13 protein-coding genes are annotated in these 14,044 nt (G+C 69.5%); 10 read left to right on the forward strand and 3 right to left on the reverse strand.

Translation table 11 applies throughout. The annotated features are described in order from the left end of the window. Window positions 1-48: 48 nt before the first annotated feature. The 6 genes from AB5J50_RS30560 (at window position 49) to AB5J50_RS30585 (ending at window position 7,034) form a co-directional block, all read left to right on the forward strand. The gene (locus AB5J50_RS30560; RefSeq protein ID WP_369261369.1) at window positions 49-1,437 is read left to right on the forward strand and encodes an endo-1,4-beta-xylanase; all 1,389 of its coding nucleotides are present in this window, start codon (window positions 49-51) and stop codon (window positions 1,435-1,437) included. Window positions 1,438-1,591: 154 nt separating this feature from the next. Continuing rightward, a complete protein-coding gene (locus AB5J50_RS30565) occupies window positions 1,592-2,596 on the forward strand; it encodes an LCP family protein (protein WP_369265552.1) in 1,005 nt (334 codons plus the stop codon). Window positions 2,597-2,680: 84 nt separating this feature from the next. Continuing rightward, on the forward strand, window positions 2,681-2,950 hold the full coding sequence (locus tag AB5J50_RS30570; protein WP_369261370.1) for a hypothetical protein: 270 nt from the start codon (window positions 2,681-2,683) through the stop codon (window positions 2,948-2,950). Window positions 2,951-3,121: 171 nt separating this feature from the next. Beyond that, a complete protein-coding gene (locus AB5J50_RS30575; RefSeq protein ID WP_369261371.1) occupies window positions 3,122-3,478 on the forward strand; it encodes a YciI family protein in 357 nt (118 codons plus the stop codon). A 123-nt stretch (window positions 3,479-3,601) separates the two neighbouring features. Continuing rightward, window positions 3,602-4,822 carry an RNA polymerase sigma factor gene (locus AB5J50_RS30580; protein ID WP_369265553.1) on the forward strand — a complete coding sequence of 407 codons (1,221 nt, stop codon included), beginning with the start codon at window positions 3,602-3,604 and terminating at the stop codon, window positions 4,820-4,822. A gap of 172 nt (window positions 4,823-4,994) precedes the next feature. Continuing rightward, window positions 4,995-7,034, forward strand: a complete 2,040-nt coding sequence (locus AB5J50_RS30585) for a cell wall-binding repeat-containing protein (RefSeq protein WP_369261372.1) — start codon at window positions 4,995-4,997, stop codon at window positions 7,032-7,034. Between the two features lie 7 nt (window positions 7,035-7,041). Here the strand turns inward: AB5J50_RS30585 and AB5J50_RS30590 are convergent, their stop codons facing one another. Next, on the reverse strand, window positions 7,042-8,214 hold the full coding sequence (locus AB5J50_RS30590; protein WP_327431051.1) for a methyltransferase domain-containing protein: 1,173 nt from the start codon (window positions 8,212-8,214) through the stop codon (window positions 7,042-7,044). A gap of 132 nt (window positions 8,215-8,346) precedes the next feature. On the opposite strand from AB5J50_RS30590, the gene AB5J50_RS30595 reads away from it, so the two are divergent. The 4 genes from AB5J50_RS30595 to groL all read left to right on the forward strand — a co-directional run bounded on the left by AB5J50_RS30595 (window position 8,347) and on the right by groL (window position 12,368). After that, window positions 8,347-9,231 carry a polysaccharide deacetylase family protein gene (locus tag AB5J50_RS30595; RefSeq protein ID WP_369261373.1) on the forward strand — a complete coding sequence of 295 codons (885 nt, stop codon included), beginning with the start codon at window positions 8,347-8,349 and terminating at the stop codon, window positions 9,229-9,231. Next, window positions 9,228-9,986, forward strand: coding sequence for a polysaccharide deacetylase family protein (locus AB5J50_RS30600; protein WP_369261374.1), 759 nt, complete (start codon window positions 9,228-9,230; stop codon window positions 9,984-9,986). The genes AB5J50_RS30595 and AB5J50_RS30600 overlap by 4 nt, the downstream gene beginning before the upstream one ends. Before the next feature lie 330 nt (window positions 9,987-10,316). Further along, window positions 10,317-10,625 (forward strand): co-chaperone GroES, encoded by a 309-nt coding sequence (gene groES / locus AB5J50_RS30605; protein ID WP_369261375.1) that lies wholly within the window; start codon window positions 10,317-10,319, stop codon window positions 10,623-10,625. 114 nt (window positions 10,626-10,739) lie between these two features. Next, window positions 10,740-12,368 carry a chaperonin GroEL gene (gene groL, locus AB5J50_RS30610; RefSeq protein ID WP_327431055.1) on the forward strand — a complete coding sequence of 543 codons (1,629 nt, stop codon included), beginning with the start codon at window positions 10,740-10,742 and terminating at the stop codon, window positions 12,366-12,368. A 78-nt stretch (window positions 12,369-12,446) separates the two neighbouring features. Here groL and AB5J50_RS30615 read toward each other — a convergent pair whose 3' ends face one another. Together AB5J50_RS30615 and AB5J50_RS30620 are read right to left on the reverse strand one after the other, a co-directional pair. Further along, window positions 12,447-13,154 carry an ester cyclase gene (locus AB5J50_RS30615; RefSeq protein ID WP_369261376.1) on the reverse strand — a complete coding sequence of 236 codons (708 nt, stop codon included), beginning with the start codon at window positions 13,152-13,154 and terminating at the stop codon, window positions 12,447-12,449. Window positions 13,155-13,262: 108 nt separating this feature from the next. Beyond that, entirely contained in the window at window positions 13,263-14,036 is a 774-nt protein-coding gene (locus AB5J50_RS30620; protein ID WP_327431057.1) for an SDR family oxidoreductase, read from the reverse strand. Window positions 14,037-14,044 lie beyond the last annotated feature (8 nt).

Consider the following 14,044-nt stretch of genomic DNA (forward strand, 5'->3'; position numbering starts at 1 on the left):
CTCCGAAGTCAATCGGTTGCACGACCGAAACTTTCGGAGGCACCCGCAATGAGAACCTCCAGAACCTCGTTACGCCCGCGAACCCCCAGAGCCTCGTTACGCTCGCGCCTCACCGCCCTGCTCACGGGCGCCGCGGCCGTGGGCGCCCTGCTCGCGGCCGGTACGACGGCGCACGCCGCGGACACCCCGCTCCGCGACCTCGCCGCCGCCAAGGGCAAGGTCATCGGCACCGCCGTCACCGGCTCCAAACTCACCGGGACGTACGGCGACATCGCCGGGGCCCAGTTCAACTCGCTGACCCCGGGCAACGCCATGAAGTGGGGCTCCGTCGAGCCCACCAGGGGCACCTACAACTGGACCGAGGCCGACCAGATCGTCGCCTTCGCGCAGGCCCACAACCAGCAGGTGCGCGGCCACACCCTGGTCTGGCACAGCCAGAACCCGAGCTGGCTGACGAACGGCACCTGGACGTCTGCCGAGCTGAGCACCCTGCTCCAGGACCACATCACCACCGAAGTCACCCGCTACAAAGGCAAGCTGGCCGCCTGGGACGTGGTCAACGAGCCCTTCAACGAGGACGGCACCTACCGCTCGACCCTCTGGTACAACGGCCTCGGCGCCGACTACATCGCCAACGCCCTGACCTGGGCCCACGCGGCCGACCCGAGCGCCAAGCTCTACATCAACGACTACAACGTCGAGGGCGTCAACGCGAAGAGCACCGCCCTCTACAACCTGGTCAAGTCGCTGAAGGACCGCGGCGTCCCCATCGACGGGGTCGGCCTCCAGGCCCACCTCATCCTCGGCCAGGTGCCGTCCACGCTCCAGCAGAACATCCAGCGCTTCGCCGACCTCGGCGTCGACGTCGCGATCACCGAGCTGGACATCCGGATGCAACTCCCGTCCGACAGCACCAAGCTGGCGCAGCAGGCCGCCGACTACAAGGCCGTGTTCGACGCGTGCGTGGCCGTGTCCCGCTGCTACGGCGTCACCGTCTGGGGCTTCACGGACTCCGACTCCTGGATCCCGGACGTCTTCTCGGGATACGGCGCGGCGACACCGTACGACGAGAACTACGCGCCGAAACCGGCGTACTACGCGATCGCGACCTCGCTCGGCGGGACGACCACACCTCCGACGACGGGCGCGTGCACGGCGACGTACAGCGTCACGAACCAGTGGAACACAGGGTTCACGGGTCAGGTGAAGATCGCCTGTTCCGGGGCCGCGCTGTCGTCGTGGAAGGCGAGCTGGACCTACGGCGCGGGCCAGCAGATCACGCAGGCCTGGAACGCGACCTGTACACAATCGGGTGCGGCCGTGAGCTGCGTCAACGCCTCCTACAACGGGACGGTCGCGGACGGCGGCTCGGTGACGTTCGGGTTCAACGCGTCATGGAGCGGCAGCAATCCGGTGCCGACAGTGACGCTGGGCTGAGGCCCGCCTGAGAAGTGTGAGATTTTCCGAAGGAAACCCGAGAAGTGGTTCCTGCTCGTAATAATTCGGACTTACGTTCCTCCGCGTGACTTCTGAAGACGAGCACAGGGATGACGAAGAGGGCGCCGCGAGACGCGGCGGCCGCCGGCACAGCCTGCTGAAGGCCGCCGGCGTCGTGCTCGCCGGCGCCCTCGTGCTCTCCGCCGCGGGGGCGGGCTGGGCGTACTGGCATCTGAACCACAACATCAAGAGCGTCGACATCAACAGCGCGCTCGGCGACGACCGTCCGGCGAAGGCGGTGACGACGCCGACCGCGTCCGCGTCCGCCTCGGCCTCCGTCGCTCCGCTGCCGAGCGGCGCCGTGAACATCCTCGTCCTCGGCTCCGACTCCCGCAGCGGCAAGGCGAACGCCAAGCTCGGCGGCGGCAACAGCTCCGGCGCCCGTTCGGACACGGCGATGGTCGTCCACATCGACGAGGGCCGCACCAAGGCGACCGTGGTGAGCATTCCCCGGGACACCCTGGTGACCCGCCCGTCGTGCCCCACGTCGTCGGGCGGCACGACATCGGTGGCGTACAACGCGATGTTCAACAGCGCCTATTCGGTGGGCGGTCCGGTCTGCGCGGTGAAGACGGTCGAGTCGATGACCAACGTGCGCATGGACCACTACATCGAGATCGACTTCTCCGGTTTCGCGAAGCTCGTGGACGCGCTCGGCGGCGTCACCGTCACCACGGACGAGGACATCGACGACGACAAGAGCCATCTGCACCTGAAGGCCGGGAAACACCACCTGGGCGGCACCAAGGCGCTGGCGCTGGCCCGCACCCGCCACGGCATAGGCGACGGCAGTGACCTGGGGCGCATAGGTCTCCAACAGAAGCTGGTCAAAGCGCTGTTGAAGCAGATCTCGTCGACCGACCTGCTGACCAGTCCCACCAAGCTGTACGGCGTCGCGGACGCCGTGACCGGCAGTCTGACGACGGACACGGGTCTCGACTCGCTCGGTGAGCTGATGAAGTTGGGGCAGAGCCTGAAGGGGCTGTCGTCCGACGAGGTCAAGACGGTCATGATGCCGGTGGTGACGGCTCCCTCGGACCCCAACCGGGTGGTGGCGAACGAGCCGGAGGCGAGCGAGTTGTGGGCCTCGCTGAAGTGAGCGTGCGTGAAGTGGGCGACCGTACAGCCAAACCCTGAGCCGGGGGGTCTCGTGCGGTGATCATGTCGCCGTAACGGGATCTCGTTGGGCACGGCCGACGGTGCGGCGGCCGCCACCGCCGCCGACCACTCCGTGCACAGCCAGGACGCGGAGGAGGGCCCCAAGGTGACGGTCTCCGCCCTCCTGACAGCGGAACGGCGCAACGACGGCCTCCTCGAAGAGGCCGTCAGCACCCTGTCCCTCGACTCCGCGGTCACGTCGGTCAGCTGGGCGGTGCTGCCCGGCGCCGATGACGAGAACGGGGGGTCGGAGGGGCGGCCGTTCTCGTTCCGGGGGCGGCCGTGGAGGCGGTAGAGGTCGTCTGGGTTGCCACTGCGACCTGCGGAAACGAACCTCGCGGAAGAAAATTCCAAGAAATCCGGAGACGGTGTCGATTCAGGCGTCTCCCGATCGACGCATGGGTGAGAGGCAGGGAGAAGCCCCGCCTCCGGGACACACGAGACACACGAAACACGAGGAGTCACCATGCCGCGCTACCTGTCGCTGATCCAGATCGACGAGGCCACCGCCCCCGCCGAGGGCCCCAGCCCCGAGCTGATGCAGCGGATGGGCGAGCTGCTGGAGGAGATCACCAAGGCGGGCGTCATGCTCGCCACCGACGGGCTGACGCCGTCCGCCCAGGGCAAGCGGGTGCACTGGGAGGGCGGGCAGCTGTCCGTCACCGACGGGCCCTTCACCGAGTCCAAGGAGGTCGTCGGCGGCTACGCCCTCATGCAGTGCAAGGACATGGCCGAGGCCATCGAGTGGACCAAGCGGTTCCTGAAGGTGCACGAGGAGCACTGGACGGTGACCTGCGAGGTGCGGGAGATCGCGGAGGGCTGAGCGGTTCCTTGGCCTAGGGCCGCCGTGGGTGTCTGATGGTGGGTTGTGGAACCACAGCCCACCGTCACCCCAGCCGATGCCACCGCGGCCGATGCCACCGCCTCCGGCGACGTCGTCGAGACGATCTTCCGCATCGAGTCGCCCCGCATCATCGCCGGCGTGGCCCGGATCGTCCGTGACGTCGGTATCGCCGAGGAGCTCGCGCAGGACGCCCTGGTCGCGGCCCTTGAGCAGTGGCCGCGTGATGGTGTGCCGGACAATCCGGGCGCCTGGCTGACGGCCACGGCCAAGCATCGCGCGATCGATCTCGTACGCCGCCGGGAGCGGTACGCGCGCAAGCTGGAGGAGATCGGGCGGGACCTCGACACGACCACCCCGCTCGAGGAGCCCGCCGACCCGGACGACATCGACGACGACCTGCTGCGGCTCGTCTTCACCGCCTGCCACCCCGTCCTGTCCGCCGAGGCCCGCATCGCGCTCACCCTGCGGCTGCTGGGCGGCCTGACCACCCCCGAGATCGCCCGCACCTTCCTCGCCCCCGAGGCGACGATCGCCCAGCGCATCGTGCGCGCCAAGCGGACGCTGGCGACGAAGGGGGTCGCCTTCGAGGTCCCGTCCGGCCCGGAGCGTGAAGCCCGGCTCGGGTCGGTCCTCGAAGTCATCTACCTGATCTTCAACGAGGGTTACGCCGCCACCGCGGGCGACGACCTGCTGCGCCCCGCCCTGTGCGAGGACGCGCTCCGACTGGCCCGGGTGCTCGCCGAGTTGATGCCCAAGGAGCCCGAAGTACACGGGCTGGCCGCCCTGTTGGAGCTCCAGGAGTCCCGCGCGGCAGCCCGCACCGGCCCCTCCGGCGAACCGGTGCTGCTCAAGGACCAGAACCGCCGCCGCTGGAACCGCCTGCTCATCCGCCGGGGCTTCGCCGCGCTGGGCCGCTCCAACGCCGTCGCCACGGCGGGCCCCGGCCCGTACGCCCTCCAGGCCGCCATCGCCGCGTGCCACGCGCAGGCCTACGCGTACGAGGACACGGACTGGGCGCAGATCGCCACCCTGTACGGGCTGCTGGCGGCCCGCTCCCCTTCCCCGGTCGTCGAGCTGAACCGCGCCGTCGCCGTCTCGATGGCCGAGGGCCCGGAACCCGCCCTCGCCCTCGTCGACACCCTCGCCACCGAACCCGCCCTGCGCGACTATCACTTGCTGCCCAGCGTCCGCGGGGACCTGCTGGCCCGGCTGGGGCGTACGGCGGAGGCGCGCGCGGAGTTCGAGCGGGCGGCCGCGCTGACCCGCAACGAGCCGGAGAAGGAGCTGCTGCGGGCGCGGGTCCGTGACCTGGACGCGTCCTGACCGCACGCGGCATCCGGGATCCGTGGTCACGCCAACAACTCTGTTCCCTTGCTGAGCGGGCGGGGTTTACAGTGGCGCAGCTGCCGTAACGGGTGCGACGCCTTCCGTTCGCACCGAAGACCGCCGGGGGACACGGTCCGACAGCTCATCGCTACCTGTGGGGGGTACATCCATGCGTGTTTTCAGGGGTTCGTCCGCGCGCCGCAGACTCGTCGCGCTCACCGCCGTCACGGCCCTCGCCGCCGGTACCGCGACGGCGCTGGCGCCGGGCGCGGCGGCCGATGTCGTCGGGTGGCCGGCGACCGACGGCAGGATCGCCGTGGTCAATGACGGCATCATGTCGATGGACGTCACGGGCAACGACGAGAAGCGTGTCTCGGGCGGCTCCGACGACGAGTCACCCGCGTGGTCGCCCGACGGCAGCCGCGTGGTCTTCGAGTCGGCCGGAGCAGTGCAGACCATCAGTGTCAACGGCACCACCAGGACGACGGTGTACGACGGGACCTACAGCGGCGCCTCGCCCTCGCACCCGACGTACTGGACCTACGGCCGCGAGATCGTCTACTCCGCGGCCAAGAAGCTCTACTCCGTCCCGGCCGATGGCGGCACCCCGGTCCGGCTGTTGTCCAGCGGCGGCTGCGACTCCCTGCCGAGCGGCGACGCGACCGGCAAGCTCTTGGTCTTCCAGCGCAACGGCGCCGGGTGCACCACGGCCACGCCGTCGGCCGTGCTCTACAACGCCACCACCAAGACGCAGACCACGCTCGCCGCGGGCGGCGGCTCGCCCGCCCTCTCGCCCGACGGCACCAAGGTCGCGTTCATCCGCTCCGTCGACGGGCACGGCCAACTGTTCTCGGTCAACACCGACGGCACAGGGGAGCGCCGCCTGACCAACGACACCGGCGACTACGACACCCCCTCCTGGGCGCCCGCGAGCAACCGGCTCGTCGTGCACTTCAATCGGCCCACCAGCGGCGGCCGTCAGGAGAGCAACGTCGTCATGACGATCACCGCGGACGCGGTGACGGAGGGCGAGCCCTTCCCGTGGGGCGGCCGCTCGCCCGCCTGGCAGCCGCTGCGCAAGAACACCGTCGTCCGGGTCTGGGGCGCCGACGTCTACGGGTCCAACATCGCCGCGTCCCGCTGGACCTGGAACACGGTCGGCCAGAGCGAGGGCGGCCTGATGAACGCCTCGTCCGCCGTGCTGGTCTCCAAGGACAGCCAGGCGTACGCGCTGACGGCCCCCGCGCTCGCGGGCAAGAAGCACGGTCCGGTCCTGCTGACGCCGGCGACCTCGGTCTCCTCGGCCGTGCAGGCGGAGCTGAAGCGCGTCCTCAAGCCCGGCGCGACGGTCTACCTCGTCGGCGGCACGTCGATCCTCAGCAGCGCCGTCGCCTCCAAGGTCACCTCGCTCGGCTTCACCCCGAAGCGGCTGGCCGGCACCTCGCGCTACTCGACCTCGGTCGCCGTCGCCAAGTCCATCACCAGCGCGCCGCAGTACGTGTTCCTCGCCACCGGCACGGACTACCACTCGGCGCTCGCGTCCGCGTCCGCCGCGGGCTCCCTCGGGACCGGCGGCAAGGCCGTCGTCGTCCTGAACGACGGGAACTCGCTGACCTCGTCGGTGAAGTCGTACCTGAACGGCCTCGACCCGGACACCACCTACATGATCCCGGTCGGCGCCTCGGCGAAGTACGCGCTGACGCACACGGCGTTCTCCAACTGGCCCTCGACGTACACCTATTACCCGGTGACGGCCTCCACCAATGAGGGCACCGCGGCGGCGCTCGCCAAGATGTGGTGGTACTCGCCGAGCAGCGTGGCGCTCGCCTACACGGACAGCTGGCGCGGTGGCACCAGCGCCGCCTCCGCGATGAACGTGTTCGGCCCGCTGTTGTGGACCGACCTCGGCACGCTCTCCACCGAGACCAAGTCCTACCTGGTCAGGGGCGCCGCGAGCATCAACGGCGTGGCGGTCTTCGGCGGCACCGGCTCGGTGTCGACGACGGCGCTGAACTCCGCGGGCGCGGCGGTCAGCGCGAGCAGCGCCGAGTGGACGTACTGGCCGGACTACAACGGAGTCCCGGCGGCCACGAGTTCGTTCTCCTCGACCGGTCCGTGCGCGGTCTCGCAGCCGGCCCGCACGGGCGCCGCACTCCGGCCCACCGTCGAGCCGAACCTCGCCCAGCTGGGCACCGAGGCCAGGCGGTAGCCCACGGTCAGACCGGTCGCGGGTGCCCCACCAGCATGGTCGGGGCACCCGCCACCCGCGTCAGGAACACGGTCGCCGCATGCGGCCCCTGGGGCTTCACCTTCCGCCGCAGCTCCTCCGGCTCGACGGCCGACCCCCGCTTCTTCACCGTCAGCACGCCGACCCCTCGCTCCCGCAGCAGCGCCTTCAACTTCTTCACGCCGAAGGGAAGTTGGTCGGTGATCTCGTACGCGGTGGCATACGGCGTCGGCCGCAGTTCGTCCGCGGTGATGTACGCGATGGTCTCGTCGACCAGCCCGCCCCCCAGCTCCTCGGCCACCTCCGCGACCAGATGCGCGCGAATGACGGCGCCGTCGGGCTCGTACAGATAACGCCCGACCGGTCGCACGGCGGGATCCGGCAGCCCCCGCCCGCGCAGCACCCGCGGGCCCGGCAGCAGTGTGGCCCGCACCAGGCCGGGCTCCGTGCCGAACCACAGCACGGCTTCCTTCACGTCGCCGCCGTCGGAGATCCACTCGGCCTCCGCCTCGGCGGGGATCGCCTCGTGGGGGATGCCGGGGGCGATCTTCAGGGCGGCCAGGGGTGCCGCGAGCGCTGTTCCGATCGCCCAGGACAGTGGCGGCGAGTACGCCTCGGGGTCGAAGATCCGGCCACGTCCGCCGCGCCGCGCGGGGTCCACGAAGACCGCGTCGTACGTCGCCGTGTCCACCTCGGTGACATCCGCCTCGCGCACCTCGATGAGGTCGGCGAGACCGAGGGCGTCGGCGTTCGCGCGGGCGACCGCCACGGTCAGCGGGTCGCGGTCGACGGCGAGGACGCGGATCCCGGCGCGGGCCAGCGCGATCGCGTCGCCGCCGATGCCGCAGCAGAGGTCGGCGACCGAGCGGACGCCCCTCTCCTGGAGCCGCTGCGCGCGGTGCGTCGCGACGGTCGTACGGGTCGACTGCTCGACCCCGTTCGGGGTGAAGAACATCCGCTCCGCGTCCTCGGCCCCGAACTTCGCCACCGCCCGCTGCCGCAGCCGCGCCTGTCCGAGCGCCGCCGAGACCAGCTCGGCCGGGTGCTCGCGGCGCAGCCGGGTGGCGACGGCCAGCTCCTGTGCCGGTTCGGTGCCGCGCACCTCGTCGAGCAGGGCGTGGCCCTCGGGCGTGAGGAGGGAGGCGAAGGAGACGTCGTTCACCGGGCCATTGTGGGCCAGTCGGTGGACCGTGCGCTTCCGGCCGCGGTGTCGGGGCCCCACAGGGGCCAGGGCCTGGGAGGATCCGACACCATGCGACAAGTACGACAAAATTACAAAAATGGGGCGAAGGGGATGGGTCTTCGCGGCGGAATCGCCCTGCTCGCCCTCACCGCCGTCGTCTCCGGCTGTGCGGACGACGGCTCCGGCGGTGTGTGGCCGGCCCATGGTCAGCAGCCGCTGAAGGCGCCCCCCGCCCGTGCCCTCGACGCGTACGCCTCCAAGCTCCGCCTCGCGCAGGCCCAGCGGGTCGCCGCGGCCAAGCGCTGGGGGCTGGCCGAGACGCCGCTGACGGCCCCGCCCGCACCCGCCAGGAAGCCGGTGATCAAGGCACGCAAGGGGTTCGAGGTCGACGGTCAGGAGGAACTGGGGCTGCCCCCGGTCTTCACGACCATCCCCACCAAGAACAGGGTCGTCTTCCTCACCATCGACGACGGCGCGGAGAAGGACCCGCGGTTCCTGCGGATGATGAGCGAACTGAAGATCCCGTACACCGCGTTCCTCAGCAACTACCTGGTCAAGGACAACTACCGGTACTTCCGCAAGATGCGCGACCGGGGCATCACCCTCAACAACCACACGCTGACCCACCCCTACCTGCCCGGACTCTCCTACGCGGAGCAGAAGGACGAGATCTGTGGCATGCAGCGTGTGATGAGGAAGCAGTTCGGCAGGCGTCCGACGGTCTTCCGGCCCCCGTACGGCAACTACAACAAGGACACCCTGCGCGCCGCGAAGGCCTGCGGCATCAAGTACGCGCCAATCTGGGACGAGGAAGTCTTCGTCGACCACTGGGAGTACCGCGAGTGGGACCGCGACCTGCACCCCGGCGACATCGTCCTCAGCCACTTCCGGGGCCGGAACGACTGGAAGGGCACCATGCCCGACATGGTCCGCCGCTTCATGAAGAAAGTGACGGCCGAGGGGTACGCGGTGGCCCGCCTGGAGGACTACCTGTGAGGCACCGGGTGCGCGCCCTGGCCGCCGGGCTGCTCGCGGCCGCGCTGCTCACCGGCTGTGCCCAGTCCGTCGACCCGATCGAACGGCTGGGCAAGAAGGCGGCGCAGAAGGTACGGCCGCACGAGTCGGCGTACCGCCGCTGGGGGCTCGCCGCCCCGCTCGCGCGGCCGCCGAGACCACCCGCCAGGACCACCGCGCGCACCGCGGGCCCGGGGCTGCCGCCCGTCGTGGACCATGTCCGCACCCGCGACAAGGTGGTCTTCCTGACGTACGACGACGGTGCCGAACGCGATCCCCGGTTCGTCGACATGGTCCGTGAACTGCGGCTGCCGGTCAGCATGTTTCTCACGAACAGTGTCGTCGGGCCGGGGTACGGGCACTTCGCGCAGCTGGGCGAGGTCGGCGCCAGCGTCCAGAATCACACCCTCGACCACGCCTCCCTGCGCGGCCTGCCCTACGCCGGCCAGCGCGCCGAGATCTGCGGCCAGCGGGACAAGCTCAAACAGCGCTTCGGCATCCGGCCCCGGCTGCTGCGCCCCCCGTACGGCGCCTACGACTCCACCACCCTGCGCGCCGCCGCCGACTGCGGGGTCGCGGCGGTCGTCCTCGGCCGCCCGGCCGACGCCCACCCGCTGCGGCCCGGCGACATCCTCTCCGGGTTCAGGGAACCCAACCTCACGGACGCGACACTCAGACTCCTCAAGCGCATCCAGGCGGAGGGCTTCACGCCGGCGCGCCTGGAGAGCTACCTGTAGCCACTCGACAGGTACTCGGTGCGGGCCGGCATCAATCAGCCCGTCCGGTGTTTGAGGGCAAGGCCGTTCAGGCCGATAAGGGGGGTCGGGGGGCGCAGCCCCCAGGGCACGCCCACACCCACGCACGGCTCCCGGAATCCCACGCCACGCCGCAGGCCTTTGGCACTCCGCTTGACCGAGTGCTAATCGCAGTCATAGTCTCAGGTCTGGCACTCCCCCCTGGAGAGTGCCAATAGCGACGGGCAGGTCCGGCACCCGCGACGACGGATCGACCTGGTCGCCACCTCAGACAGTTAACCCCGTGAGATCTCCGAAGGGGGAGGTCGGATCGTGACGACCGCCAGCTCCAAGGTTGCCATCAAGCCGCTCGAGGACCGCATTGTGGTCCAGCCGCTCGACGCCGAGCAGACCACGGCCTCTGGCCTGGTCATTCCGGACACCGCGAAGGAGAAGCCCCAGGAGGGCGTCGTCCTTGCCGTGGGTCCGGGCCGTTTCGAGGACGGTAACCGTCTTCCGCTCGACGTCACCGTCGGCGACATCGTGCTGTACAGCAAGTACGGCGGCACCGAGGTGAAGTACAACGGCGAGGAGTACCTCGTCCTCTCGGCTCGCGACGTGCTCGCGATCATCGAGAAGTAATTCTCCTCAGTTTTGCAGTGAGCTGCGCCCCTGGCCCCCGCGACCTTCAACAAGCCGGGTGCTGGGGGCGCAGTTCGTTCTCCCAAAGATTTCCGAGAGGGCTGAATCGCTCCCATGGCGAAGATCCTGAAGTTCGACGAGGACGCCCGTCGCGCCCTTGAGCGCGGCGTCAACAAGCTTGCCGACACGGTCAAGGTGACGATCGGCCCCAAGGGCCGCAACGTCGTCATCGACAAGAAGTTCGGCGCCCCCACCATCACCAACGACGGCGTCACCATCGCCCGCGAGGTCGAGCTCGACGACCCGTACGAGAACCTCGGCGCCCAGCTGGTGAAGGAGGTGGCGACCAAGACCAACGACATCGCGGGTGACGGTACGACCACCGCCACCGTGCTCGCCCAGGCGCTGGTGCGCGAGGGCCTGCGGAACGTTGCCGCGGGTGCCTCCCCGGCCGCCCTGAAGAAGGGCATCGACGCCGCCGTCAAGGCCGTGTCGGACGAGCTCCTCGCCACCGCGCGCCCGATCGACGAGAAGTCCGACATCGCGGCCGTCGCCGGTCTGTCCGCCCAGGACCCGCAGGTCGGCGAGCTCATCGCCGAGGCGATGGACAAGGTCGGCAAGGACGGTGTCATCACCGTCGAGGAGTCCAACACCTTCGGTCTGGAGCTGGACTTCACCGAGGGCATGGCCTTCGACAAGGGCTACCTGTCGCCGTACATGGTCTCCGACCAGGAGCGTATGGAGGCCGTCCTCGACGACCCGTACATCCTCATCCACCAGGGCAAGATCAGCTCCATCCAGGACCTGCTGCCGCTGCTGGAGAAGGTCATCCAGTCCAACGCCTCCAAGCCGCTGCTGATCATCGCCGAGGACGTCGAGGGCGAGGCCCTGTCGACCCTGGTCGTGAACAAGATCCGCGGCACGTTCAACGCCGTCGCCGTGAAGGCCCCCGGCTTCGGTGACCGCCGCAAGGCGATGCTGGGCGACCTCGCCACCCTCACCGGCGGTCAGGTCATCGCCGAGGAGGTCGGCCTCAAGCTCGACCAGGTCGGCCTGGACGTGCTGGGCACCGCCCGCCGCGTGACCGTCACCAAGGACGACACCACGGTCGTCGACGGTGGCGGCGACCACGAGGCCGTGCTGGGCCGCGTGAACCAGATCAAGGCCGAGATCGAGAACACCGACTCCGACTGGGACCGCGAGAAGCTCCAGGAGCGCCTCGCGAAGCTGGCCGGCGGCGTGTGCGTGATCAAGGTCGGCGCCGCCACCGAGGTGGAGCTCAAGGAGAAGAAGCACCGTCTGGAGGACGCCATCTCCGCGACCCGCGCCGCGGTCGAGGAGGGCATCGTCTCCGGTGGTGGCTCCGCGCTCGTCCACGCCGTCAAGGTCCTCGAGGGCAACCTCGGCAAGACCGGCGACGAGGCCACGGGTGTCGCGGTCGTCCGCAAGGCCGCCGTCGAGCCGCTGCGCTGGATCGCCGAGAACGCCGGCCTGGAGGGTTACGTCATCACCTCCAAGGTCGCCGAGCTCGACAAGGGCCAGGGCTTCAACGCCGCCACCGGCGAGTACGGCGACCTGGTGAAGGCCGGCGTCATCGACCCGGTCAAGGTCACCCGCTCCGCCCTGGAGAACGCCGCCTCCATCGCCTCCCTGCTCCTCACGACCGAGACCCTGGTCGTCGAGAAGCCGGCCGAGGAAGAGGCCGAGGCCGGTCACGGCCACGGTCACGGCCACTCCCACTGAAGTTCGTAGCTGACACCGAAGGCCCGGTCCCCCTGGTGGGGGAGCCGGGCCTTCGTGCTGCGGAGTTGCCGGAGTCCGTCAGAGTTCAAGCTGGTCCAGAACGCCGAGCTGGCTCATCAGCCCCAGCTGGTCGTACTGCCACCAGCCCTCGGCGATCTTGCCGTCGTCCTGGCACCGGAAGACGGTCGTGCCGGTCATGGTGACCTGCTTGCCGGTCGCCGCGATCCCGCGGAAGTCGCCCGTGTGGGTGGCGTTCCAGGTCCAGCGCGTGCAGACGCGATCGGCCTCGGTGAGCTGGTCGTCGACGGTGAAGGCGAAGTCGAACGCGCCACGCCACATCCCGATCTCGCGCCGTATCGCGTCGAGCCCGATGGTGTCCTGCTCGTTGGCGGGATCGTGGTCGTGGTAGTTCTCCGCGATCAGGTTGTTGAGCGGTGACAGCTCACCCTTGGCGGCTATCGTCTCGAAGAACTTGCGGATGTTGGCCGAGTACAACTGCTCGTCCCGGACCACGTCCAGGTCCGTGAACGTCGGGATCTCGTCGCAGAGAGCCACCAAATCCTGGAAGATCCTGTCCGTCTCGGGAAGGTTCGAGTTCAGCATCGCGTCTTCGTACGACGGGAACTCCACGATCTCTATGTAGTGGGTCGCGTCGGACCGGTCCTTGCCGATCACATTGTGCGTCGCGGTCCGCTTGCCCTTGGTCTGTTCGACCCATGTGTCCATCAGCTGGTTCATCTCGTCGAACCGGCTGGTCTTGCAGTCGATGAGCTGTACGAATGTCATGGCGCCGCCTCCGGCCCCCTGGGTCCGGTTGAACACCCTCATTTTCCCACCGGAGGGACGACACCACCTATTGAACGGCGGCCCTTGTCGAGAGCCGTACGTCCACCGTCACTGAGGGCCGTACTTCCGCCCCGTCTTCGACGTGATCCCGCCCAGCAGCGACCGCGGGGCCAGCTTCACCACACCCATCAGCGCCTTGTAGCGCGGGTCGGGGATCGACAGCGACTTGCCGCGGGCCAGATCCGCGAGCGCCGCCGCGACCAGCTTGTCCGCGTCGAGCCACATCCAGTTCGGGATGTTGTCCGTGCCCATTCCGGCCCGCTGGTGGAACTCGGTGCGCACGAAACCGGGGGCCAGCGCCATCAGCCGTACGCCGCTGCCCGCCAGATCCCTGGCCGCGCCCTGCGTGAACTGCACGACCCACGCCTTGGACGCCCCGTACGTACCCCGCGGCACGAACGCGGCCACCGACGCGACATTGACGACCCCGCCCCGGCCGCGCTCCCGCATCGATTCGGTCGCCGCCGACGTCAGCCGGAGCACCGCCTCGCAGTGCACCTTGAGCATCTTCAGCTCGTCGGCCATCGATACGTCGAGGTAGCGGCCCTTGTTGCCGAAGCCCGCGTTGTTGACCAGCAGGTCGACGGGGTTCTTGCGGTCGCCCAGTCGCCCGGCCACCGCTTCGATGCCGTCGTCGGTCGCCAGATCCGCCGTCAGCACCTCCGCCTCGATGCCGTGCCGGTCGTGCAGTTCGGTGGCCTGCTCGCGCAGCCGCTTCGTATCGCGCGCCACCAGAACGAGGTTGTGCCCATCAGCCGCCAGACGCCGCGCGAAGGCCGCGCCGATGCCCGCGGTCGATCCCGTAATCAGAGCCGTTGTCATGGCGCAAG

The sequence above is a fragment of the Streptomyces sp. R35 genome (assembly GCF_041053035.1).
GTDB classification, from domain to species: Bacteria; Actinomycetota; Actinomycetes; order Streptomycetales; family Streptomycetaceae; genus Streptomyces; species Streptomyces lutosisoli.

Excerpts from the sequence above, each read along its gene's own strand:
- AB5J50_RS30560 (WP_369261369.1), top strand. The coding sequence starts at position 49 with ATGAGAACCTCCAGAACCTCGTTACGCCCGCGAACCCCCAGAGCCTCG.
- AB5J50_RS30575 (WP_369261371.1), top strand. The coding sequence starts at position 3,122 with ATGCCGCGCTACCTGTCGCTGATCCAGATCGACGAGGCCACCGCCCCC.
- AB5J50_RS30585 (WP_369261372.1), top strand. The coding sequence starts at position 4,995 with ATGCGTGTTTTCAGGGGTTCGTCCGCGCGCCGCAGACTCGTCGCGCTC.
- AB5J50_RS30595 (WP_369261373.1), top strand. The coding sequence starts at position 8,347 with ATGGGTCTTCGCGGCGGAATCGCCCTGCTCGCCCTCACCGCCGTCGTC.
- groL (WP_327431055.1), top strand. The coding sequence starts at position 10,740 with ATGGCGAAGATCCTGAAGTTCGACGAGGACGCCCGTCGCGCCCTTGAG.
- AB5J50_RS30615 (WP_369261376.1), bottom strand. The coding sequence starts at position 13,154 with ATGACATTCGTACAGCTCATCGACTGCAAGACCAGCCGGTTCGACGAG.
- AB5J50_RS30620 (WP_327431057.1), bottom strand. The coding sequence starts at position 14,036 with ATGACAACGGCTCTGATTACGGGATCGACCGCGGGCATCGGCGCGGCC.